The 22,940-nt window shown below is 38.0% G+C and carries 20 protein-coding genes; 1 reads left to right on the plus strand and 19 read right to left on the minus strand.

Translation table 11 applies throughout. The features are described from left to right. Positions 1 to 12: 12 nt before the first annotated feature. The 3 genes from rsxC to CI949_RS06105 all read right to left on the minus strand — a co-directional run bounded on the left by rsxC (position 13) and on the right by CI949_RS06105 (position 3,370). On the minus strand, positions 13 to 1,338 hold the full coding sequence (gene rsxC / locus CI949_RS06095) for an electron transport complex subunit RsxC (RefSeq protein WP_133530073.1): 1,326 nt from the start codon (positions 1,336 to 1,338) through the stop codon (positions 13 to 15). Positions 1,339 to 1,479: 141 nt separating this feature from the next. Beyond that, entirely contained in the window at positions 1,480 to 2,049 is a 570-nt protein-coding gene (locus CI949_RS06100) for an SPOR domain-containing protein (protein ID WP_133530072.1), read from the minus strand. Then, positions 2,042 to 3,370, minus strand: coding sequence for a folylpolyglutamate synthase/dihydrofolate synthase family protein (locus CI949_RS06105; RefSeq protein ID WP_290764108.1), 1,329 nt, complete (start codon positions 3,368 to 3,370; stop codon positions 2,042 to 2,044). The genes CI949_RS06100 and CI949_RS06105 overlap by 8 nt, the downstream gene beginning before the upstream one ends. Positions 3,371 to 3,500: 130 nt before the next feature. On the opposite strand from CI949_RS06105, the gene CI949_RS06110 reads away from it, so the two are divergent. After that, positions 3,501 to 3,932 (plus strand): divergent PAP2 family protein, encoded by a 432-nt coding sequence (locus CI949_RS06110; protein WP_108137924.1) that lies wholly within the window; start codon positions 3,501 to 3,503, stop codon positions 3,930 to 3,932. A gap of 148 nt (positions 3,933 to 4,080) precedes the next feature. Here the strand turns inward: CI949_RS06110 and tkt are convergent, their stop codons facing one another. The 16 genes from tkt to glp all read right to left on the minus strand — a co-directional run bounded on the left by tkt (position 4,081) and on the right by glp (position 22,730). Then, the gene (gene tkt / locus CI949_RS06115) at positions 4,081 to 6,045 is read right to left on the minus strand and encodes a transketolase (protein ID WP_133530070.1); all 1,965 of its coding nucleotides are present in this window, start codon (positions 6,043 to 6,045) and stop codon (positions 4,081 to 4,083) included. Between the two features lie 146 nt (positions 6,046 to 6,191). After that, positions 6,192 to 7,091, minus strand: a complete 900-nt coding sequence (locus CI949_RS06120) for a DMT family transporter (RefSeq protein WP_290764112.1) — start codon at positions 7,089 to 7,091, stop codon at positions 6,192 to 6,194. Between the two features lie 24 nt (positions 7,092 to 7,115). Then, entirely contained in the window at positions 7,116 to 9,452 is a 2,337-nt protein-coding gene (locus CI949_RS06125) for a glycoside hydrolase family 65 protein (RefSeq protein WP_108137919.1), read from the minus strand. Positions 9,453 to 9,474: 22 nt separating this feature from the next. Further along, positions 9,475 to 10,287: an Asp23/Gls24 family envelope stress response protein gene (locus CI949_RS06130; RefSeq protein WP_290764117.1), complete on the minus strand. Its 813-nt coding sequence runs from the start codon at positions 10,285 to 10,287 to the stop codon at positions 9,475 to 9,477. Between the two features lie 101 nt (positions 10,288 to 10,388). After that, the gene (locus CI949_RS06135; protein ID WP_290764120.1) at positions 10,389 to 11,399 is read right to left on the minus strand and encodes a LacI family DNA-binding transcriptional regulator; all 1,011 of its coding nucleotides are present in this window, start codon (positions 11,397 to 11,399) and stop codon (positions 10,389 to 10,391) included. A gap of 214 nt (positions 11,400 to 11,613) precedes the next feature. After that, positions 11,614 to 12,543, minus strand: coding sequence for a carbamate kinase (gene arcC / locus CI949_RS06140; RefSeq protein ID WP_108137913.1), 930 nt, complete (start codon positions 12,541 to 12,543; stop codon positions 11,614 to 11,616). A 238-nt stretch (positions 12,544 to 12,781) separates the two neighbouring features. Further along, positions 12,782 to 14,020, minus strand: coding sequence for a beta-ketoacyl-ACP synthase II (fabF, locus tag CI949_RS06145; RefSeq protein WP_290764125.1), 1,239 nt, complete (start codon positions 14,018 to 14,020; stop codon positions 12,782 to 12,784). Positions 14,021 to 14,058: 38 nt separating this feature from the next. After that, positions 14,059 to 14,988 carry an ACP S-malonyltransferase gene (gene fabD / locus CI949_RS06150; RefSeq protein WP_108137909.1) on the minus strand — a complete coding sequence of 310 codons (930 nt, stop codon included), beginning with the start codon at positions 14,986 to 14,988 and terminating at the stop codon, positions 14,059 to 14,061. 120 nt (positions 14,989 to 15,108) lie between these two features. Further along, positions 15,109 to 16,098, minus strand: coding sequence for a beta-ketoacyl-ACP synthase III (locus tag CI949_RS06155; RefSeq protein ID WP_108137907.1), 990 nt, complete (start codon positions 16,096 to 16,098; stop codon positions 15,109 to 15,111). A 178-nt stretch (positions 16,099 to 16,276) separates the two neighbouring features. Continuing rightward, on the minus strand, positions 16,277 to 16,882 hold the full coding sequence (locus CI949_RS06160; protein WP_108137905.1) for a hypothetical protein: 606 nt from the start codon (positions 16,880 to 16,882) through the stop codon (positions 16,277 to 16,279). A gap of 167 nt (positions 16,883 to 17,049) precedes the next feature. Continuing rightward, complete coding sequence (locus CI949_RS06165; protein ID WP_108137903.1) at positions 17,050 to 17,487, minus strand: MOSC domain-containing protein; 438 nt, start codon at positions 17,485 to 17,487, stop codon at positions 17,050 to 17,052. Positions 17,488 to 17,504: 17 nt separating this feature from the next. Then, entirely contained in the window at positions 17,505 to 18,029 is a 525-nt protein-coding gene (locus CI949_RS06170; protein ID WP_290764141.1) for a molybdenum cofactor biosynthesis protein B, read from the minus strand. Beyond that, positions 18,013 to 18,507 (minus strand): cyclic pyranopterin monophosphate synthase MoaC, encoded by a 495-nt coding sequence (gene moaC, locus CI949_RS06175; protein ID WP_108137899.1) that lies wholly within the window; start codon positions 18,505 to 18,507, stop codon positions 18,013 to 18,015. The genes CI949_RS06170 and moaC overlap by 17 nt, the downstream gene beginning before the upstream one ends. Before the next feature lie 7 nt (positions 18,508 to 18,514). Continuing rightward, positions 18,515 to 19,474 carry a GTP 3',8-cyclase MoaA gene (moaA, locus tag CI949_RS06180; protein WP_133530061.1) on the minus strand — a complete coding sequence of 320 codons (960 nt, stop codon included), beginning with the start codon at positions 19,472 to 19,474 and terminating at the stop codon, positions 18,515 to 18,517. A gap of 13 nt (positions 19,475 to 19,487) precedes the next feature. Next, positions 19,488 to 21,401 (minus strand): molybdopterin biosynthesis protein, encoded by a 1,914-nt coding sequence (locus CI949_RS06185; RefSeq protein WP_290764136.1) that lies wholly within the window; start codon positions 21,399 to 21,401, stop codon positions 19,488 to 19,490. Positions 21,402 to 21,476: 75 nt separating this feature from the next. Beyond that, entirely contained in the window at positions 21,477 to 22,730 is a 1,254-nt protein-coding gene (glp, locus tag CI949_RS06190) for a gephyrin-like molybdotransferase Glp (RefSeq protein ID WP_133530059.1), read from the minus strand. Between the last annotated feature and the right edge of the window lie 210 nt (positions 22,731 to 22,940).

A 22,940-nucleotide genomic window follows, 5' to 3' on the forward strand; every position in this document is an offset into this window, starting at 1 on the left:
TGATTATCCTCCTTAATTCTCTTCTCTTTTTTTCGCCATTACCTGTGCCTTACCAAGACGCAGATGATGTACCAGAGGTATTTTAGCCGGACAGACAAAGGAACAGGATCCACATTCAATACAGCTTAATACCTGCCATTCTTCCAGTTCGTCTACCATATCATTTTTTGCATAATTAACCAGCTGAGTCGGCATCAAAAACATCGGACAGGCATCCACACATTTTGCACAGTTAATACAGGGAGATGGTTCATAATCTTCAACCTCATCTCTAACTAAAACAAGAATACCAGAGGTTCCTTTAACTCCCGGTATGTTTAAATGCTTCTGAGCTGCTCCCATCATTGGTCCACCTGTTATTACTTTGGCAGCATCTTCTTTTAAGCCGCCAGCTTCTTCAACAAGATCACCAATATTGGTACCAATTCGATAAATTAAATTTTGAGGAGAATTTATTCCCCTACCTGTAATTGAAATAGATCTTTCATAAAGTGGCTTTCCGTCTCTTATTGCATCAGCAACTGCAGCAGCTGTTGAAGTATTATTAACAACAACCCCAACATCGAGCGGCAGGCCGCCGGCTGGAACTTCTCTGCCGAGTATCGCTTCAATCAGCATTTTTTCTCCACCCTGAGGATATTTTGTTTCTAAAGCCTGAACTTCAATATTTTCTTCATCTTTAACTGCATCCTGCATACTTTCGATTGCCTCAGGTTTATTTTCTTCAATTCCAATAATCCCTTTGGGCGCACCTGCAGCCTTCATTAAAGCTTTTAAACCAAAAACAATACTTTTAGGCCTCTCCACCATTACTCGATGGTCAACTGTTAGATAAGGCTCACATTCTGCTCCATTTAAAATCACATAATCAACATTTTTATCATCAGGGACTGACACCTTAACATGAGTTGGAAACATCGCTCCACCCATACCTACTATTCCTGCCTCTCTGATGATTTTTCTAATTTGAGCTGCATCGAGCTGATCTAAACTCTCATGTTTTTCCAGACCAGAATTAAGAAAATCTTCTTCGGCTGCCTCAATAACTACAGCATCTACAATATTTCCACCTGGATCTGTTACTTTTCTAATTTCTTTTACTGTCCCAGATACAGAAGCATGAATAGGAGCACAGACAAAACTGTCACTATCAGCAATTTTCTGGCCCATATCAACCTGATCACCCTTGCTGACAAGTACCTTCAGCGGTGCACCTATGTGCTGTTTTAGAGGAATAATTACTTCCTCAGGACGTTTAGCATTTTTTAAGGGTTTATCCTTGGTTAAATCCTTGTTATATTGAGGATGTATACCCTGTTTAAAAGTCAAAGCCTTCACTATATAATTTCACCCCTTATATATTTTTTCTAAGAAAATTTATAATTGAAAAATTTACTATAAATTTAAATTTAGAATGCAAACCATAAATTATTATATACTAATTGTTAAATAAGAACAACACTATTTGAGAAAAAGATTTTATTCACGAATGACTATGAATCCAGGATATCCTTCTTCCTCCAGATCAGCAGCTGCTGTTTCGGCCTCATCTCTATTTTTATAGCCAACTACCTGAACCTGATGAGGACTGCTGTCTGTAATTAAAACCTGATAACCAAGCTCTGAAACTGTTTCTTTTACTGTTAGAGCATTATTATAATTGGAAAAAGCTCCAATCTGGACCCTAAAACCACCTGGTTCTTCACCATTTGGAGAAGAATTACCAGCTGCTGTTTTTTCTGTACTCTGATTTTCATCTGGGGCAGCTGTCTCAGTTTGACTTTGACCTGCCTGCTCAACAGCAATCTGCTGTTCTTCTTCTGTAGGTGCGGTGAGATTGTTTTGACTGTTATTTAATTCTTCTGGTTCCGGCTTGCTTTCTTCCGCAGCAGGCGGATTCTGTGCCTGATCTGCCATTTCCTGAGACTCATCTTCCTCTACCAGAAAAGAAATCAAATAGCTTCCGGTTAGATAACCGATAAATAGAGCAGCTATTGACATAAAAATAACTACCACAACTAAAGAAAATCCATTTTCTTTTTTACTCATTTTCTCCACCTCTAATATTATTTGACATAAATTCAACTCCAGCTTCAAAAACTGTATTGAATGAGCCAGCTGCAACAATTAAATCAGCTTTATCAGCATTTTCAAAAGCTGCAAGACTGGCATCTGATAAATTATTATAAATCTGATATTCAAATTTTTTCGATTTAACCTGCACAGCTAAATCTTCAATTTTAATTGTCCTAAAAGAGTTATTTTCAGCCAGATAAAATTTTGGACTAAGATTATAATTAATAAATTCAGTTAAAATAGCAGCAAGGTCCTTATCCTTAAGAACAGAAAAAACAAAATGCAGATCTTTATATTCAGATTTAGAATTGTTAATATTTTTAAGCAGTTCTCTAAAAGCTGCTGGATTATGGGCACCATCCAGAATGATCAGAGGGTTCTCATAAATTTTCTCCATTCTCCCCGGCCAGTAAATATCAGCCAGAGCCCGCCTGATTTCATTTTTATTCACCTGATAGGAGTCTGATAATTCTTCTACAGACCTTAAAGCCAGGGCAGTATTTACAGCCTGATGTTCTCCCAAAAGTGATAGTCTATATTCAGCTATGCTTTGCTCTTTTCTTTTTAAATGGATAATATTATCTCTTAGATTACCACTGCTTTTTATTAAATCATATTCCTTACTTAAAGCAATAAACTTTGAATTTTTAGCTTGAGCTTTATTTTGGATCACACTGAGTGCTTCAATCTGCTCAACAGCCGTAATCACTTTAGAATTTTCTTTGATGATTCCTGCTTTTTCAGTTGCTATTTCAGCAATTGTGTCTCCCAGAAATTCTCGGTGTTCCAAACTGATATTGGTAATCAGCGATAAAAGTGGTTTTTTAACAATATTCGTAGCATCAAGTCTGCCTCCGAGTCCGGTTTCCAGAATTACTATTTCTGGATCATGCTGTTTAAAATATTTGAAAGCAATTACAGTTACAATTTCGAAAAAACTGGCTTCTACCCCGGTCTGCTCTTTCAATTTTTCAGCTGCCAGTTTAACTTCAGCAGTGATTTCTTCCAGTTCATAGGTCGAACAGCTCCTGCCGTTTATTTTAATCCGCTCATTAAAATGAAAAAAATGCGGTGAGCTGTAAAGAGCAGTTTTATAACCTGCTTCTCTGTAAATACGTTCTAAAATAGCTGCAGTTGAACCTTTACCATTTGTCCCGGCAATATGTATTACATCTAAATCACGCTGAGGGTTTCCTAGATATTTCAATAATTTTCTGATCCGCTCCAGGCCCGGTTTATAGCCGGCTTCAGTCCCAAACATCGATAAAGAATTTATATATTTAAAAGGATCCATAATTTCCTCCAGTTCTTTATTTGCATTAAATAGCATTTTTAAGATAAAATATATTAAGGCACTATTATTATTATACACAAAAATGAAGAAAAGAACAAAAATTAATATCTAACTATTTGGGGGAGATTACATGTCATTACTGGGAGTATCAATTTTTTCGCTTTTTGCAGCTCAATTTTTAAAAATATTTTTTATTAGACCAATGAATTTTTATACCTTTTTCACTTCTGGAGGAATGCCCAGCTCTCACTCTTCTTTTGTTTCAGCTCTCACAATTACAGTTGGCTTAAAACACGGCTTTTCTTCTGACCTTTTTGCCATTGTAACTGTTTTCGCTTTAATTGTAACCTATGATGCCAGTGGTGTCCGGCGGGCAGTAGGCCAGCAGGCAAATGTCTTAAACAATCTGATCAAACATCTTGAAAATAAATCCTCTGTCAAAGAGAGACAGCTGTTGATCAAAGAAGATTTAAAAGAATTAATCGGCCATACTCCTTTTGAAGTATTTGCTGGAGTTCTGCTGGGAGCAGTAATAGCACTTTTAAACTGGTATTATATTTAATCAAATTTGAAAGTAGTTTAGAAGAATTAAAACCATCAGCTAAAAGGAAGAAAATCCGCCCAACTGATCAGTTAACTGATCTGCTCTGGACGGATTTTTTCATTTACTCAATCCTGATTAAATATTAATTTTTTGTATTTATATTTTACTATTTTAAAGCTGCTTCAATCTCTGCTGCAGCTTTTTCTGCTTTAAAGCCTAATTCTTCTCCTACTTCTTGACCTTTTCCACTTAAACCAAAGCGGTCAAGTCCGATAACCAGGCCATCTCTACCAACAAGCTTGTACCAGCCAGTTGTTACTCCTGCTTCGACTGCTACTCTTAACTTAACTTCCGGCAGCTCATGAGCTGCTGCATATTTTTCGAACTTTCTTCTTTCCGGTACTGATACTACTGCAGCTTTGATACCTTTTTCTGCAAGAAGTTTAGCACTCTCTTCTGCCAGGTTGACTTCACTACCACTGGCAAAGATCATGGTATCTGCATCCTCTGGCTTACTGACAAAGTAGCCACCGTTGTTGAAGTTATCCATTCCCTGATATTTTTCGATATGCTTTAAGTTCTGTCTGGTTAGAATTAGAGCTGTCGGCTGGTCTGTTGTTTCCAGAGCTTCTACCCAGGCAGCCTTGGCCTCTTCTTCATCTCCAGGTCTCAAAACTTTAAGTCCGGGGATAATTCTTAAGGATTCAACATGCTCTATTGGCTGATGGGTTGGTCCATCTTCTCCAACAAAAACTGAATCATGAGTAAAGACATAGATTACAGGCTGCTTCATTAAAGCTGCCAGTCTGATTGCCGGACGCATATAATCAGCAAAGGTTAAGAAGGTTGCTGCAAATGGTCTTAAGCCCTGATGTAAGGAAATACCATTAACAATGGCTCCCATCGCGTGTTCTCTGACACCAAAGCGGAAGTTGCGGCCGGAGTAGTTACCTTTCTGCACCTCTCCGTATTCTCCGTTATAGGTTTTAGTTGAAGGAGCTAAGTCTGCTGAACCACCAACTAAATAAGGTACTACCTCAAATGCTTTAGTTAAAGCTGCTCCAGCTGACTTTCTGGTAGCTATTGGAGCTTCTATCTCTAAGTCCATAATTTCTTCTTTTAAGTCAACAGGAAGTTTGAGGCTCATTGCCTGATCCCATTCTTTTTTCAGTTCAGGGTTTGCTTTTGCCCAGGCCTTAAACTCTGCTTCCCATTCCAGGCGCTTATCCTGCATCTCAGCCGCCTGCTTGCGGAAGAATTCTTTGACCTCATCTGAAACATAAAATTTCTTGTCTGCAGGCAGTCCAAACTTTTCTTTTAAGCCTTTGATCTCATCTTCTCCTAAAGGTGCACCGTGAGCATCTGCTGTATCCTGCTTGTTTGGTGCTCCCAGGGCGATATGAGTTTTAGCCATAATTAAGGTTGGTCTGTCTTTATCAGATTTACCCTGGTTGATCGCATCTCTTAGCTGATCGATATTATGTCCATCTACATTTTCTATAACCTGCCAGCCAAAAGCCTTAAAGCGGTCGGCCACTGATTCGGTAAAAGCCAGGTTGGTACTGCCGGCAATAGAAATATCGTTATCATCATAGATTGCAATTAACTTATCTAAACCTAAGTGTCCTGCCAGTGATGCTGCCTCAGAGGTGATACCCTCCATCATGCAGCCATCACCCATAATTGTGTAGGTATAGTGGTCTACAATTGTGTGTTCTTCTGTGTTATATTTTTCTGCCAGCATCTTTTCGGCTAGTGACATTCCAACTGCATTGGTAAAGCCCTGGCCTAAGGGGCCGGTTGTGGTCTCTACTCCATCTGTTTCTCCATACTCGGGGTGACCTGGTGTTTTAGAATGGAGCTGTCTAAAGTTTTTTAGGTCCTCCATTGATAGATCATAACCTTTTAGGTGTAAAAATGAGTATAAAAATGCTGATCCGTGTCCTGCTGACAGTACAAAGCGATCTCTATCGGGCCAGTCTGATTTTGAGGCATCCATATCCATTACTTCTCCGAATAATAGAGCACCAATATCAGCACAGCCAATCGGCATTCCTGGATGACCAGAATTTGCCTTTTCTACAATGTCTGCAGCTAATCCTCTTACTGTATTTGCAACTTCTTTTAACAAAATTTATCCCTCCCAGAATTAAATAAAGTTTTCTCAACTATTATTTTATATGTTAAGCCATAAAATGTCCAGTCAGACAAATAAATAATTTCAGTTTAAGATGCAGTAGTTTATTAATGATTAACAGAGTTAATTTAAGCCGTGAATTAACTCTGAGCCTCATTTAACTCACTCTGCCTCCGTTTTTGATGGTTATTATAGACAGAAGCTAGATAAATTCCTCCCAGAATAAAAGCGCCTCCAATCATAGTTGTCAGTCTTACCTGTTCATTTAATAAGAGCCAGGCTAAAAAAGTGGTTAAAATTGGCTCTCCCAGGATTGATAAAGAAACAATAGAGGTTGAGAGGTATCGGACTGCATAATTGAGAATTGAATGTCCAATCAGGGTCGGCCCAACAGCCAGCGCTAAAAAGAGCAGATAATTATTTAAGCCGTGACCGGTAAAGGGAATATCAAATAGATAAACACCGATTCCTAAAAATATGGCGGCATATGTATATAAAATATAGAGGTAGGGAAAATAATCAAGTTTTTTTCGCACCCCTCTTCCGATAAAAAGATAAGAGGAGGCAAATAAAGCAGCCGAAAGAGCAAGAAAATTACCAAAAAGCTTATCCCCCAGCTGATACAGGTCCCCAATACTAATAATTGCACTGCCAATAACTGCCATAATAATCCCGATGACTGCTCCTTCTTTTAAATCTTCTCTGGCAAATAAATACTCTAATATAATTGTGAACAGCGGCTGCAGAGCCACAAAAATAACTGAATTGGAAATATCAGTATACTGAATAGAACTAATCCACAAAATAAAATGAACCGCCAAGAGAAAACCGACCAGTAAAGGTCGGTAATCCAGAAAATAACGCACCTTGCTTTTATGTTTGAAAAAGAAATAAGGACTTAAAAGCAGAACTGTAAATAACATTCTGTAAAAGGCAGTTATCAGCGGTGGTGCTGAAACTATTTTAATAAGTATTCCAGAGAGTGATAAAAAGAAAATTCCAACTGCAAGCAGTATATATATCTTTTTTTTAAAATCCATTTTATCACACCTGCTTTTTTAAGTTTATTGTATTTCTACTTCCTGACTTAAATTACTTTCTTCCAGAACAATCAGCTGATCATAGTGCTTGAATTCTACTTTATCCCCAGAAATCAGCATATATTTAACCTGATTTTCTTTAACTGTAACCTCAATCTGACTTCCCTTAAAACGGAGTCTAAATTGATATTCATTCCAGCCGTCCGGCAGATGAGGATGGAAGTATAATTTACCATTAAACATTCTCATCCCACCAAAACCCTGCACCAGAGCCAGCCAGGTTCCACCCATACAGGCAGTATGAACTCCCTGATAGGCATTTTCATTATAATCATCCAGGTCAAGGCGAGCAGTCTGCATAAAGTAATTATAGGCCTGATTTTTGTAACCTATCTCTGAGGCCAGAATACTGTAAATTGCCGGAGATAGAGATGAATCATGGGTAGTTTTGGGTTCATAATAATCATAATTTCTAATCTTTAAATCACGGCCAAACTGATCCCCAAGCTGGAGCATCAATAGTATCACATCAGCCTGTTTGATCACCTGATAGCGCCAGATAATCAGCGGATGCCAGTTTTTAACCAGAGGTAATTCAGCATCAGGTATATTATCTACCTCAATTGGATTCTTATAAAGAAATGAGTCATCCTGAGGGGTGATTTCTAATTCCTCATTGTGCGGCAGATAAATATCTTCTTTAATTTCCTTCATCTCTTTAATTTCATTTTCGGTTAATCCTATCCGCTCTGAGAGTCTTTTGTATTTTTCAGGCGCTCTTTCTTTAATGATCTCAGCCATTTTAACCGCTGTATCCAGATTAAATTTAGCCATGTAATTAGTGTAAGCATTATTGTTTACACCGGGTTTATATTCATCCGGACCGCAGACTACATTGAAGCAGAATTGATTATTCTTCATTGGAATATAGCTGCCCAGGCTGAGCCACATCCGAGCTGTTTCAATTAAAATTTCCAGACCGTAATTTTCAATAAACTCCTGGTCCCTGCTTACCTGGTAATAGAGATTAACAGCATAGGCAATATCAGCATTGATATGATACTGTACGGTTGAGCCCATAAAAAAGCCGGATGCCTCTTCTCCGTTAATTGTTCGCCAGGGGAATAATACACCATTAAGCTTCATCCGCTCAGCGTTTTTTCGAGCTTTATCTAGAGTATTATATCTAAAGAGCAGCAAATTTCTTGCTACTTCCGGCCGCTGAAAAGCATAAAAGGGCAGTATATAACTTTCTGTATCCCAGAAATAATGACCTTCATAATACTCACCACTAATTCCCTTGGCAGCTACACTTGTCTGACCATCCTTACCTGTAGCCTGCAGAATATGAAAAGCATTGAATCTAAATGCCTGCTGCAGCGAATCATCTCCATCAATTTTAACATCTACATCCTGCCAGTAACCTGACATAAATTCTGCCTGTTCTTCGACCAGGTTTTCAAAACCGGTAATTGAAGCTCTGGCAGCTGAAGCTCTAGCATCACTGAGAGGGTTTTCGCCCTCTTCCTGACTGTGATTGACCCCAACAATTTTATCGATTGTATATTCTTCACCCTCAACTGCACTGATGTCAAAAATCCAGTCAACCCGGTTATCGGATGATCTTTTTTTAACCTCCGCGTTATCCTTAGAGCGCTCATCAAGCAGATGTTCTACCACATAGGCAACCTTAAAGTTTGTGCTTTTAACTCTATGTAAAAGATGGCCGGTATTGGTATCAACTTCGCTTTCTATGACTTCTAAAGCTTTTTTATCCCGCAGGTGGTGGTGGTTGCTGACATCTCCATTGACAGCAGAATTAACACTGATCTTACCGGAAAAGTTTATCGCTTTAAACTGATATCTGATAGCCCCAATATGTTCCCTGCTTAAAGAAATTAAACGTGTAATTTTAACCTCTATCTTTCTTCCCTGGCGGTCTTCCCAGAGAATTTTACGCCTTAAAACTCCCTGCTGCAGGTCCAATTCGCGTTTGTAATCTAAGATCTGTCCCTTTAATAAATTTAATTTTTCTTCGTTAATATAGAGATTAATTTCACTCCAGTCAGCTAAATTAACCATTGTCTGACCATTTTGGGGTAAATTCGGAGCTTCTTCTCCATACATTATTTTTTCTGACGCATAAACTCCATTAATATAAAAACCTGGAGTTGAAGTATCTTCACTCCCCGGATAATCTTCTTCCAGAGTTCCCCGCAGTCCCATATAACCATTGCCCAGAGTAAAAATAGCCTCATTGTGGTGGTTGTGGTCTAAGAGAAATTCTTCCTCAGTAATTTTCCAGGCCTGAGAAGGATAAATTGCCTCTTTATCCATTTTTCTGGCGTGATATGTTCTCAAATCAAGTCCCCTCCTTAAATTTTTATTCCCTCACTTTAAGAGAATATACTTCTATATTAATTTCTTTAACATTAATTCCTGTATTATTTTCCAGATGTTCTTTTAAAGCTGCTTTAAATTCTTTAATAAATTTTCTAATTTTGATGCCATAGACAATCTCCAGGGATAAATTGATAAATAACTGGTTATTTGTTTCTTCAACTTTAACTTTTTTAAACTCGGTTATTTTAGGATATTTATTAATCAAATATTCAATTAGATCAACCAGAACCCGGTTACTAATACTTAAATTCCCGTAAAAGCTGAACCGCGGCCGAACAATACTTTTTTCATGTCTGACAGTCTGGTTGTCTTTTTTAAAAAATAGTTCTAAAGAGTGGAGTAAATAACCGGAAAAATCCTGTTCAACCTCAATTGTCGGCACTGGAATTACATGTTTCCCCTCATTGTTACGTACTGAAAGTGCTTTTTCTATTTCCTCAGCTGAAGAAATATCTTTAATATCTATATACTGGTCAATTCCACCAAGTTCAAGTCTTTCATTAATTCTTTCGACCATTCCGGTAGAAGTTCCCAGAATTAATATTTTATCTTCATTAAGTTTTTTTAGACATTTTTTAACTTCTTCTGTCTGGTTTTCGTCAAAAAATAAAGCCCGTCTGATGGCTCCCATTTTACTTTCTTCTCTTTTGGCAGAGCTTCCCGCCATAATTTTACCGGCATAGATTAAAAGTCCATCATCAACTATCAATGGAATCTGATACTGATTTGCCAGCAAAACTGCCCGGTGACTTTTCCCTGTTCCGCTGGGTCCAACAAGAGCATATACTTTCATATTTTAAAATTACCTTCTTTCCTTAAAAAATAAAATAATTGACCTCAGGTTGATTATATATTTTTTTAGGAATAATTTCAATTTAATGTGAGAAGAAAGATTTAATTTATGTCCTGAACTGAATCTCTGACCACTAATTCAGGAGGATATAAAATATGTTTCCCTGCCAGATCCTGATTTTCAATTATTTTAATCAAGAGCTCGACTGCTTTTTCTCCCTTTTCCAGTCCTGTGTTTTTAATAGTTGTTAATGGCGGCTCTATATATTCGCCCATTTTTATTGAATCAAAGGCAATTAACGAAAGATCCTCAGGAATTCTAATCCCTGCATCTTTCAGAGATTTAATAATTCCAAGTGCCATTAAATCGTTAGCAGCAAAAACTGCTGAAATTTCATTATAATCTTTGATCAAATTTTTGGCAGCTAAGTGGGCTCCTTTTTCTGTAAAATCAGATTCGATAATCCAATCCTCATTTAGCTGAAGATTATTCTCCTTTAAAGCCTGAAGATAACCTTCTAACCTGTATTTACCAGCCACCAAATTTAAAGGACCTGTTATAGTGGCAATTTTTTTGTGGCCCTTTTTTATTAAATAATCTACAGCCTGATAGGCACCCAACTGGTTATCTGTATCAACCCAGGAAATATCTCTATCAGCCATGGGATTGCCATTAAAAACAAAAGGTGTTTTATTTTCTTGAAGATATTTTATTCGCGGATCATTGAGTTGAGGTTCGGTTAGGATAACCCCATCAAAATTAATTTTTTGATTAATTTCTTTAAAAGATGCAAAGTTTTCTTTTTCAACTGGTGGAATAGTTAGACTGTATCCCTGCTGATAGGCTGCATTATTAACTCCATGCAGAAATTCCAGAAAAAAGGGGTCTGAAACGGATCGTGGTGCTGAAGGTAAAATCACAGCTATAATCTTAGTGTTTTTTTCTGCAAGTGCCTGAGCAACTTTATTTGGCTGATAGTTATATTTTCTGGCAATCTTTAGAATATTATTTTTGGTTTCTTCTTTGACTCTGCAGTCATTTTTTAGGGCACGAGAAACTGTTGATTTTGAAACTCCTGCCATTTCTGCAATATCAGACATTTTAATTTCCATTTATTATTCCCCACTTTTTAATTTTTGCAACCGGTTGCAAAAAAGTATAAAAAAATAATCTGTTAAAATCATAGCATTATATTTCTCTAATGTAAAGGCAATTGATATATTTTTATCAATTTAAATTAGTGAATACAAAGACTCAGGATAATAAGACTGCATAAACCATGTTAAAAAGGGAGTCAATTTAAAATCAACTCCCTCCACAAAATCATTATTTAACAATTATTGTTCCAGCCTCACCTTTTACAGCCCCGCTAACTTTATTTAAAGAGGTAATTACAGCTTTTTTTCCACCTTCTCTTACAAATTTGACTGCTGATTCTACCTTAGGTGCCATACTTCCTCTGCCAAACTGTCCTTCAGATAGATGTTTTTCGATTTCTTCAATTGTAATTTCGCCCAGAGCCTTTTCTTCAGCTGTACCATAATTTATCATCACATTATCTACATCTGTTAAAATTAAAAAGAAATCAGAGTCTGTATTCTGAGCCAGAATGCAGCCGGCCCGATCCTTATCAATAACTGCCTCAACACCCTTTAATTCGTTTTCCTTTTCTACTACTGGAATTCCGCCTCCTCCAGCAGCAATGACAATCCTCTTATTTTCGATTAAATCATTAATTAAATCTTTTTCCATTATTTTAAGTGGCTGCGGTGATGGTACAACTCTTCTCCAGCCGCGGCCGCTGTCTTCCACCCATTTTTCTCCCTTTTCTTTTTCCTGTTTTTTAGCATGTGCTTTATCAAAAAAAGGTCCAACAGGTTTTGAAGGGGTATCAAAGGCAGGATCATCCTGATCAACTAAAACCTGAGTTACTACTGAAGTACTATGTAGTTTAATATTTTTATCTTTAAAAACATTTAAAAGGCTGTTCTGAATCATATAACCTATAAATCCCTGGGTTTGAGCTCCACAAAAATCAAGGGGCAGTGCCGGAATCTTGCTGGCGGCAGCCTGCTGTAATAATATATTCCCAACCTGTGGTCCATTTCCATGGGTAATTACAATTTCATGGCCTGAGGCAGCTAATTCTCCAATCTGTAAACAACTCTGATAAACATTGTTCATCTGTTCAGCTGCTGTTCCTTTCTGTCCTGGTTTTAAAATTGCATTTCCACCTAAAGCAATTGTCAGTCTCATCCTATAACCTCCAGATAAATATTAATTTTAAATTAAAAAATTAAATATAATTTAACTATATAACAATAATATAATATATTTCTGAAAATTACAACATATTTTTAGAGAATAATGCCTAAATAGAAAAAAGACCTGCCGCCAGGCAGATCTCATTAAAAATAATTTTATTTGTGAATTCATTTACTTGTACCAGGTTCAAAACGGGGGTTTTGAACCTGGTACAAGAGTATATCTATTATTACTTATATTTTTTAATTACAATACAGGCATTCTGACCACCAAAACCAAAGGAATTACTTAAAGCAGCATTAATTTCAGTTTCTCCTGCTTTATTTGGCTGATAATCAAGGTCACAGCCTTCTCCTCCTTCTTCAAAATTCATAGTAGGAGGTACAACATTTTCTTTAACTGCCATAGCAGAAATAATTGCTTCAACTCCACCAGCAGCACCAAGTAAGTGACCGGTCATTGACTTGGTAGATGAAACTTTCAACTTATAAGCATGATCACCAAATAGCTTTTTGATCGCTGTTGATTCGTACTGATCATTTAAAGGTGTTGATGTACCGTGGGCATTAATATAGTTGATTTCTTCAGGCTTCATACCTGCTCTGTCAACTGCTGCCTTCATAGCTCTAACAGCACCTTCTCCTTCTGGAGCTGGAGATGTAATATGATAAGCATCACCTGAAGCACCATAACCAACAACCTCAGCAATGATATTAGCTCCCCGCTTTTTAGCACTTTCTAAAGTCTCTAAAATCATAATACCTGCACCTTCACCGATAACAAAGCCATCTCTATCCTTATCAAAAGGACGGCTTGCTTTCTCAGGCTCATCATTTCTGGTTGAGAGAGCTTTCATATTACCAAAACCTGCAACTGCAGAAGGTGTAATCGAAGCTTCTGTACCTCCAGCAATCATTATATCAGCGGCACCTCTCTTAATTGTCTCAAAAGCCTCGCCAATTGCTGTAGTAGCTGATGCACAGGCTGTTACAGTATTCATATTTGGCCCCTTTGCCCCGGAATAAATAGCAACATTACCGGCAGCCATGTTAGAAATCATCATTGGAATAAAGAAAGGACTAACTCTTCTCGGTCCCCGGCTGTGAAGTCTTTCTACCTGTTCTTCAAAAACTTCAATTCCACCAATACCGGAACCAACTATAACTCCTGTTCGATCAGCAATCTCATCAGTAATTTCTAAACCTGCATTTTCTAAGGCCTTCATTGCTGAAACAATTGCATACTGACTGTAAAGTGCAAGTCTTTTTGCTTCCTTGCGCTCTATGTAATCTCCTGGATCAAAATCTTTAAGCTCAGCTCCAATTTGACTTGGAAAATCGGCAGCATCAAAATTTTCGATTTTAGAGATACCTGATTTTCCAGCTTTAATATTTTCCCAGAATTCTTCTAATTCTGTACCCAAAGAATGAACAACACCTGCACCTGTAATTACAACTCTCTTACTCATTTAAATAATCTCCTCCTAAATCAATCTGATTAAATTTATTATTTTAATTTCTTTAATGTCTTTTTAAGGCTTTTTTCATCTTCAACATTATAGGCGTTTAATGAGCGGTCAATTCTTCTCATCAGGCCTTTTAGAACTCTGCCCGGGCCAACTTCAACATAATCTTCGTAGTCATCAGCTTTAAAAAGCTCAATAGTTTCTACCCAGCGCACACTGTTATCCAGCTGTTTAATCAGTGCAGCCTTAATCTCACTGCTTTCTTTGACATAATCAGCTGTAACATTGGCAATTAAAGGAATCTGCGCATCATTAAAATCAACTGCTTCGATTGTATTTTTTAGCTCTTCTTTTGCCGGCTCCATTAAGGGTGAGTGAAATGCTCCACTAACTGAAAGGGGAATAACTCTTTTGGCTCCCTTTTCGGCTAAGAGTTCTTCTGCTTTACCAACTGCTTCTACCTCACCAGAGATAACTACCTGACCGGGAGAATTATAGTTAGCTACTGTTACAATACCATCAACTTGATTTAAAACCGCTTCAACTTCCTCATCAGCAAGTCCAATCACTGCTGCCATAGTCCCTTTACCTTCTGGATCTGCCTGATCCATCAGCTCACCACGGCGGCGCACCAATTTTAAACCATCTTCAAATGACAGAACACCAGCGGCATGAAGGGCTGAATATTCTCCCAGGCTGTGGCCTGCTGCTGCAGCTGGCTCAAGTCCATTTTCAGCCAGAACTGCCTTCACCATAGCACTCACTGTATAAATTGCAGGCTGGGTGTTTTTAGTGTTATTTAGATCTTCTTCCGGACCATTAAAGATCATATCTTTAAGATCAAAATCCAGAATCTGATCGGCCTCATCTAAGACCTTTTTTGCTGCTTCATGGTTTTCATAAAGCTCTTTTCCCATACCTACATACTGTGAACCCTGTCCTGAAAACATAAATACTAAGTTGTCACTCATTTGAAAAGCCTCCAGTTAAATATTTTTTTCACTTAATCTTCCAGTATATTAATTTTGCTTTTAAAATCATTTATTTAGAAATCTATTTTTACTTTCAGTTTTTATAATTTATTAGAATAATTATTTAAGGTCATTCCACTCCATTACTGCAGATGCCCAGGTTAAACCGGCACCAAAAGCTACCAGTACTACCTTATCACCATTATTTAATTTCCCTTTTTCTTTTGCCTCTGCCAGCGCAATTGGGACTGAAGCAGCTGAGGTGTTCCCATATTCAGGCAGATTTACATAAACCTGATCATCGGATAACTTTAATCTCTTTGCTGCCGCTCCAATAATTCTGGTGTTTGCCTGGTGAGGAACAAGTAAATCAACTTCCTCTTTTTTAACTCCGGCTTTTTTGAGCACTTTTAGTGAAGCTTTCCCCATTGTTTTAACAGCGAATTTAAAGACTGGGGTACCTTCCATATAGAGATAATGACCGGCATTATCAATAGTCTCATGAGATGCAGGCTGTCTTGAACCTCCAGCTGGCTGATATAAAGTATCTGCACCTGAACCATCTGAACCTAAATCAGTAGCCAGAATCCCACCTTTATCTGCAGCCGAAAGAACTGCTGCTCCAGCTCCATCACCAAATAAGACACAGGTACCTCGGTCTTCCCAGTTTAAAATTTTGGAAAGCACCTCAGTTCCAATGACCATCACATTATCATACATTCCTGATTCAATAAAATTGGCCGCTACACTGACTCCATATACAAAACCGGAGCAGCCGGCCTCTAGATCAAATGCTGCTGCATTTTTGGCTCCTATTTTATCCTGAATAATACAGGCAGTAGCTGGAAACATCATATCCGGAGTAATTGTTGCTACTATAATCAAATCTAAATCTTCTGCAGCAAGTTTTGCATCTTTTAATGCTTCTTTTGCAGCTTCAACTCCTAAATCTGATGCCGCCTGATCATCAGCAGCAATTCTCCTTTTTTCGATTCCTGTTCTTGTTCTTATCCATTCGTCACTTGTATCTACTATGTCTTCTAAATCATGATTTGTCATTACTTTTTCCGGGAGATATTTACCCAGACCTGTTATAGTTGCTCTACGCAAAATATTCACCTTCCTTAGTTTGTCTATATGTAATTTATCACTTTTTCGACTCTTAGTCAAGTTTAGCAAAAAAAATAATAAGGGTACCGGGTACTTAGAAATATCTGGAATTTATTTGATAACAGGATTTGTTTTTGCTAAATATTTCCAGGTACCCGGTACCAGCATTCATTTTAGATTAGAATAAACCCAACTGACATTTCACTATTTTTACATCCTGTTCTTTAACAATTTTACCGATCTGAGGAACAGACATTTTAAGTAAATCAGCTAAGAGATGAGCCTGATAACAGGTCATTTTTTCGGGCTGAATTATAAAGGGCAGTCCATTGAGCTTCCCTGCAGAAAGTAGGGTATTGGTGTTAATCTTGATATTTGCTCTGTTTTTTACCATTTTAGCTGATTCCTTTTCTGGTTCATCTTTATTTTCTAAATAAAAAAGCAGATCCGGATTCAAAAAATTAATAATCGTATTTCCTTCGATAAAAAGTCTGTCTATATCATCATCGAGAAGGTTGCGGGCCAGCTGGTAGGCACTCGGCAGTTCTGCTGCAGGACTCTCTAAAAGTATTACTTTATCAGCTCCATGCTCAACAACTCTTGCTGTATCTGTACCTGCCTGATTAATTATTTTTGGATCATTAATCACCTTATATTGATCAAGTTCATTATTGATCGATGTTTTGATAACTGCTGTTTTGGCACAGCTGTCTTCTAACATTAAGGAAATTAAAGTCGTCTTACCAGCCTTACTGGCAGAAGCGCTGACTCCTATCATTTCCATAATTATTCCTCCTTATAGATTCAATTTATTGGTTAAAATCAATTGTGTTATTTTTCACCAGAAAGAGATCTTCCCAATAAAATAGTAAGGGATTATCAGTAAAAAATCAAATCTGAGTCAAAAATATTTTATATCCCCACTGCTTTAATGATTATTCTGAGCTGAGACTAAAGTATTTCTATTTTATCGCCGGCTTTAACTTCTCCACCTTTAATTACTCTGGCAAAAACTCCTTCTCTGGGCATTACACAGTCTCCAATTGTCTGCCTGATCTCACAGTCGTGGTGGCATTTTTTTCCGATCTGAGTTATTTCCAGTAAAATCTCTCCATTAATTCTGAGCTGCTGACCCACAGGAAGTTCAAATAAATTCTCCAGACCTTCAGTTGTAATGTTTTCGGCAAAATCACCAAAATTGAGTTCATAGCCCTGACCCCGCATCTTATCTATGCTGCTGCTGTCTAATAAACTGAGCTGTCGGTGCCATTTACCAGCATGAGCATCACCTTGAAGCCCATAATTTTCAAGCAGCTCACCTTTATTAATTACTTTTTTGGTTGTTCCCTTTTCTTCACTCAAACAAACTGCCTTTACTCTTGCTTCCATTTACCACACCTCTTAATTTATTTATTTTTATGACTGTGCTGATGTTCGGTTATTTCTCCCTTTAAGATTTTAACACCGTGAGGAATAATTTCGATTACTGCCTCAAGACATTCACGAACTGCTTTGGGACTGCCGGGAAAGTTAATAATTAAAGTCTGTTTTCTGATGCCGGCTCTGGCCCGAGAGAGTGCAGCCTGAGGAGTGATGAAAATTGTATCTGCTCTAATTTTTTCCGGGATGCCAGGCACCTCTTTTTCGATAACCGCTAGAGTTGCTTCTGGAGTAATATCTCTTTTAGCAAAGCCGGTGCCCCCGGTAGTTAAAATTAAATCAGCTTTTTTCTGGTCAGCAATCCTGCTTAAAGTCTCCTCAATCTCTGCTTTTTCATCGGCAATTATTTCTTCGTAGACAATTTCTGCCCCGATATTTTCCATCATCTCTTTAATTACCGGACCGCTCAAATCTTTTCTTTCACCTCTTGAGCCCTTGTCACTGATGGTTAAAACTGCTGTTTTTATTTTGAAGTTATTCTGCTCGCTCATAGATTCCACTCTTCCCTCCGGCTTTATAAATTAGTCTAATATTATTGATTTCCATCGACTTATCAACTGCTTTGGCCATATCATAAATTGTCAGAGCTGCCAGATTAACAGCCGTCAGAGCCTCCATCTCAACTCCTGTCTGGCCGCTGTTTTTAACTTCTGCTGTAATTATTATTTTATCTTTAAAATCAAGGTCAAAGTCTACTTTAATGCTGCTTAAAAGCAGGGGGTGGCACATTGGAATTAAATCTGAAGTCTTTTTGGCCCCAGTAATTCCTGCTATCCTGGCTGTTTCAATAACAGCTCCTTTTTTTAAATTACCCTTTTTAATCTTCTTTAAAGTCTCTGGCTTCATTTTGATTTCGCCAGCTGCTCTGGCTGTACGCTCACTTATTTCCTTCTTTGAAACATCTACCATTTTTACCCTGCCATTTTGATCTATATGGGAAAATTCTTTTTTTGAATTATCTTCACTCATCTTTATTTTAGCCTCCGATCTGGGACATATTTCTGCTGTAATCCTGCTGCTCAAAATTAAGATTATGACAGGCAGGTTTAATTTTTAAGGCCTGCCTGTAAGCAGCGATGATTTCTTTTTCATTAATACCAGCTAATTTAACTTCCTGATTTGATGCCAGGCATGGTTTAAACTTGCCATCGGCAGTCAGGCGCAGGCGATTACAGCTGCTGCAGAAATGTTCACTTAGAGCTGAAATAAAGCCGAGCTTTCCTGCTGCTCCTTCAATCTTAAAATAGACTGCCGGTCCACTACCCTTACTGACTGCAGGCAGAAGTTGATATTTTTCACTGATTAGTTCTTTGATTTCCTTTGTGCTGATAAATTTTTCTGCTTCAGCCTCCCCACCTAAGGGCATATATTCTATAAATCTGATGCTCAAATTTTTCTTTCGGCTTAGTTCAACAAAGTCAAATAATTCATCATCATTGACTCCGCGCATGACAACAACATTTAATTTGACTGGATCCAGACCGGCATTTAAAGCTGCACTAATCCCGTTTAATACCTCAGCCAGATTGTCTCTTCTTGTAATTTTTTTGAATTTTTCTGGCTTAAGAGTATCCAGACTGATATTTATTCGATCCAGACCTGCCTTTTTTAACTGCTGAGCTTTTTCTGAGAGTAAAACTGCATTTGAAGTCATAGAGATATCATCTAACTGAAGCCTGTTTAAATCTGAGATGAAATCTTCTACCCCCAGCCGCACCAGAGGCTCTCCTCCGGTAATTCTAACTTTTTTGATACCCAACTTAATTCCAGTTTCTACAATTTTTAAAATTTCTTCATAGCTTAAAATATCCTGATGATCTTTATTTTCGACTCCTTCTGCCGGCATACAGTAGCGGCAGCGGAGGTTGCAGCGGTCAGTTATTGAGATTCTTAAGTAATCTATTTCTCGACCCAGCTGATCATTTAGTTTCTGCATTTTGTGGCCTCCATTATAAATCCAGAATTTTAATTTCTCCGGTATTTCGGCACTGATAACCGCCCAATTTTTCAATTTCAGTTTTCAGCTGATCCTGACTAATCAATTCTATTAAAGCCTGAATTTGGGGCTGCTCCAGAATTTCTTCCCGGAATATTAGATCATACCTTTCCTCCGCCAGGGGCAGAAAATCAACTTCCATAACTTCTGCTGCAGCCCGAATACCTAAAGCTGCATCTGCTGAACCTCTGCCAACAGCTGCTGCTGCAGCGATATGGGTAAATTCTTCTTTTTCATAACCTGATATTTGCTCTGGCTCAATTTTGTTTTCTGCCAGCAAATAATCAAATAAAACTCTGGTGCCCGCACCCCGCTGTCGGTTAATATAATTAATCTCGGCTTCGGTTAAGTCCTGGAGACCATTGATCTTTTTGGGATTACCCGGTTTAAGGTATAAGCCCTGCTCCCGGTGGACGAGATTAAGAACTACCAGTTTTTCGCCTTTAAAAAACCTCTGCAAATACGAAATATTATATTCTCCAGTTTCCGGGTCAAGCAGATGGGCTCCAGCCAGCTGTGATTCTCCCCGGCGGAGAGCAGTTAAACCTGCCATTGAGCCAACTGTCTGCAGTTTTAAATCAAAATTATAATTTTTTTGGTGCAGCTGATTCCTGATTAAATCCAGGCTCAGATCATGGCTGCCGATTAAAAGTAAATCATTTTTTATTTTATTTTTTTCCTTTAATAAAATCACGGGCGCCTTATCACCTGGATGCAGACCTTCTTTATTTTCGGCAATCCGCATAATTCCATCAGCCTTTAAAATTGATTCCATAGCTGATGAACCTCTTTTTAAAGGTACTGCTGTATACTTACCCTCAGCATCAACAGTTAAGTTAACCCGCAAAAATTCCTCCAGACCAATATCAGAGGGAACTTTTCTTTTTACTTCAGCTTCAATTTGATTAAAATCAGCTGCCTGTATTCCCTGCAGCTGAGATACCAGTTCCCGAACAAATAGCTGATTATCAAGCCAGGCAGAAAGTGGATAACCAGGCAGTCCAAAAACTGGCTTCCCGTCTATTTCAGCTGCTATCAATGGTTTGCCGGGCATTATATTTACACCGTGAAATAAAATTTCTCCCTTTTCTTTCAAAATATCAATTGTATAGTCTCCTCTGCCGGCTGAAGAACCGGAGAGAACAATAAGCATATCACTTTTTTCTGCCGCTGCTGTTAGAGCTTTTTCAATTAAATTCTTCTGATCGGGAATTATATCCGAGATTTTGACCTCTGCGCCCCATTTTTTTAAGGCAGCCCTCACCATCTGAGAATTAAATTCTACTAATTCTCCTCTTTTTGGAGCTGCTTCCGCTTCTACCAGTTCATCTCCGGTTGGAATTATTGTAATCTGCGGTTTCTGATAAACCTCAACTTCTGTTACTCCCGCTTCCAACAGGGCACCAATATCATAATCTTTTATCCGGTGAGCTGTTGTAACTAAAAGATTCCCTTTAACCGCACTCTCTCCGATCGAGCGAATGTGATTCCAGGCTGGAACTCCCTTTTCAATCTGATATGTGTTTTGATCAATCTGATTTACTTCTTCAATTTTTATTACTGCATTAAACTGCTCCGGAATCGGGTCCCCGGTATCTACAGCTACTGCATCTCTGCCAATTTTTAATTGAACTGGATTTCTCTCGCTGGCACCTGCAGTCAGCTGAGCTTTAACTGCTATTCCGTCCATTGCAGAAGCATAATAATCCGGAGCTGAGCGGGCAGCTTTAACTGCCTCTGCGGTAACTCTCCCCTCAGCTGCAGTAGTTTTGATTTTCTCAGTCGCTGTTCTTAAATCTTTAAAATTGTTTTTTAATTTTTTTAGAGCATCAGCAAGTGATATTTTATCTAAGTATTTTTTTACCATAGCCTAATTCCTCTCTTTAACTATTTATTTAAATCAACAAATCAATATATTTTTAGATTGGACCTGTTATTAGTCTTATTCAATCAGAGTCAGCTCAACTAACTCTCCCTTTTCTTTCCCCTCCTGATTTCTGGGAACTCGCAAAAGAGCATCGCCATGAGCCAGATTGGTTATTAGACTTGATTTTCCCAGCAGAGGTTCTGCCAACAATTTGTTATTTTCTTTGATAATTCTAACCGGAATATATTCTTCTCGTCCCTTATCTGAAACCAGACTTCTTGTTAATTGAGCTTTGATTGGATATTTATTCTCTTGAATTCCAATTTCAGCTGCTTCTTTTTCGCCATTTAATACCCTTACAATCTCGGCAACTAAAATATTATTAACTGTCCAGGCAGATGCTGGATGGCCGGGAAGACCAATAACAATTGTATCCTCAATAACTGCTAAAATTGTCGGTTTACCTGGTTTAATTGCCAGGCCGTGCAGAAGAACTCCGGGATCTCCTAAAGAATTAAGCAGATCAATGGTCATATCCTTGATTCCAACTGAGCTGCCGCCTGATATCAGGACTAAATCCTGACCCAGCTCATTTTTGACAGCTTCTTTTAGTTTTTCAAATTTATCTTCTACTATTCCCACTTTTTTGGCAGCTGCTCCAATTTTATTCAAATAAGAAGTTATAGAATAACTGTTAATATCTCTAATTTGACCGGAATCTGCTTCAGCCTCTGCTGAAATTAATTCGTCTCCAGTAGAAATAACTGAGACCTTTGCCCTGCTGAAAGCATTAATTTCAGTGATCCCGAGTCCAGCAAGTGCTCCAATATCGCGGGCCATTAGCTTATGCCCCTTTTTAAAGAGTAATTCACCTGCAGCTATGTCTTCTGCCTTCTGAACCAGGTTTTCGCCTGCTGCCAGTGATTTAAAGCTCTCAATTGTATTTTCATCAATTTTTTCTGTGTCTTCAATCATTAAAACCGCATCTGCACCTTCTGGCAGCATTCCACCCGTTGGAATAGCTGCTGCCTGACCATTTTTTAACTTCAGCTCAGTTCCCTTTCCCATCTCTATACTGCCTGCAATCTCAAAATAGGTCGGCATCGAAGCTGAAGCTCCAGCTGTATCAGCAGCTTTGACCGCATAACCATCAACTGTAGAGCGGCTAAAAGGAGGCAGATCAACTGGAGAAAAGATATCTTCTGCCAGAATTCTGCCTAAAGAATTTTCCAGATTTAATTTTTCTCTGCTCAAACTTTTATTACTTAAAAAAGATTTAATTTCTTCCCAGAATTTCTCCGGGGGATTTAATTCTAAAAATTCTCTCATAATAGATTATTCATCCCTTCCAACTGATATAAAAATATTCAAAAAATTTGGCTTCTCTATAAAATTTATTCTAGTTAAAAGTTGGAAATCCTTTTTTGAATATTAAAAAATAACGATATTAAAAATTAATTTATTTACATTTAGGACATTTGTCCGGTCCTATTCTTCCTGATTCTTAGTATTTCAAATTAATCTATTATTTATCGTTAT

Source organism: Halanaerobium sp. (assembly GCF_003070835.1).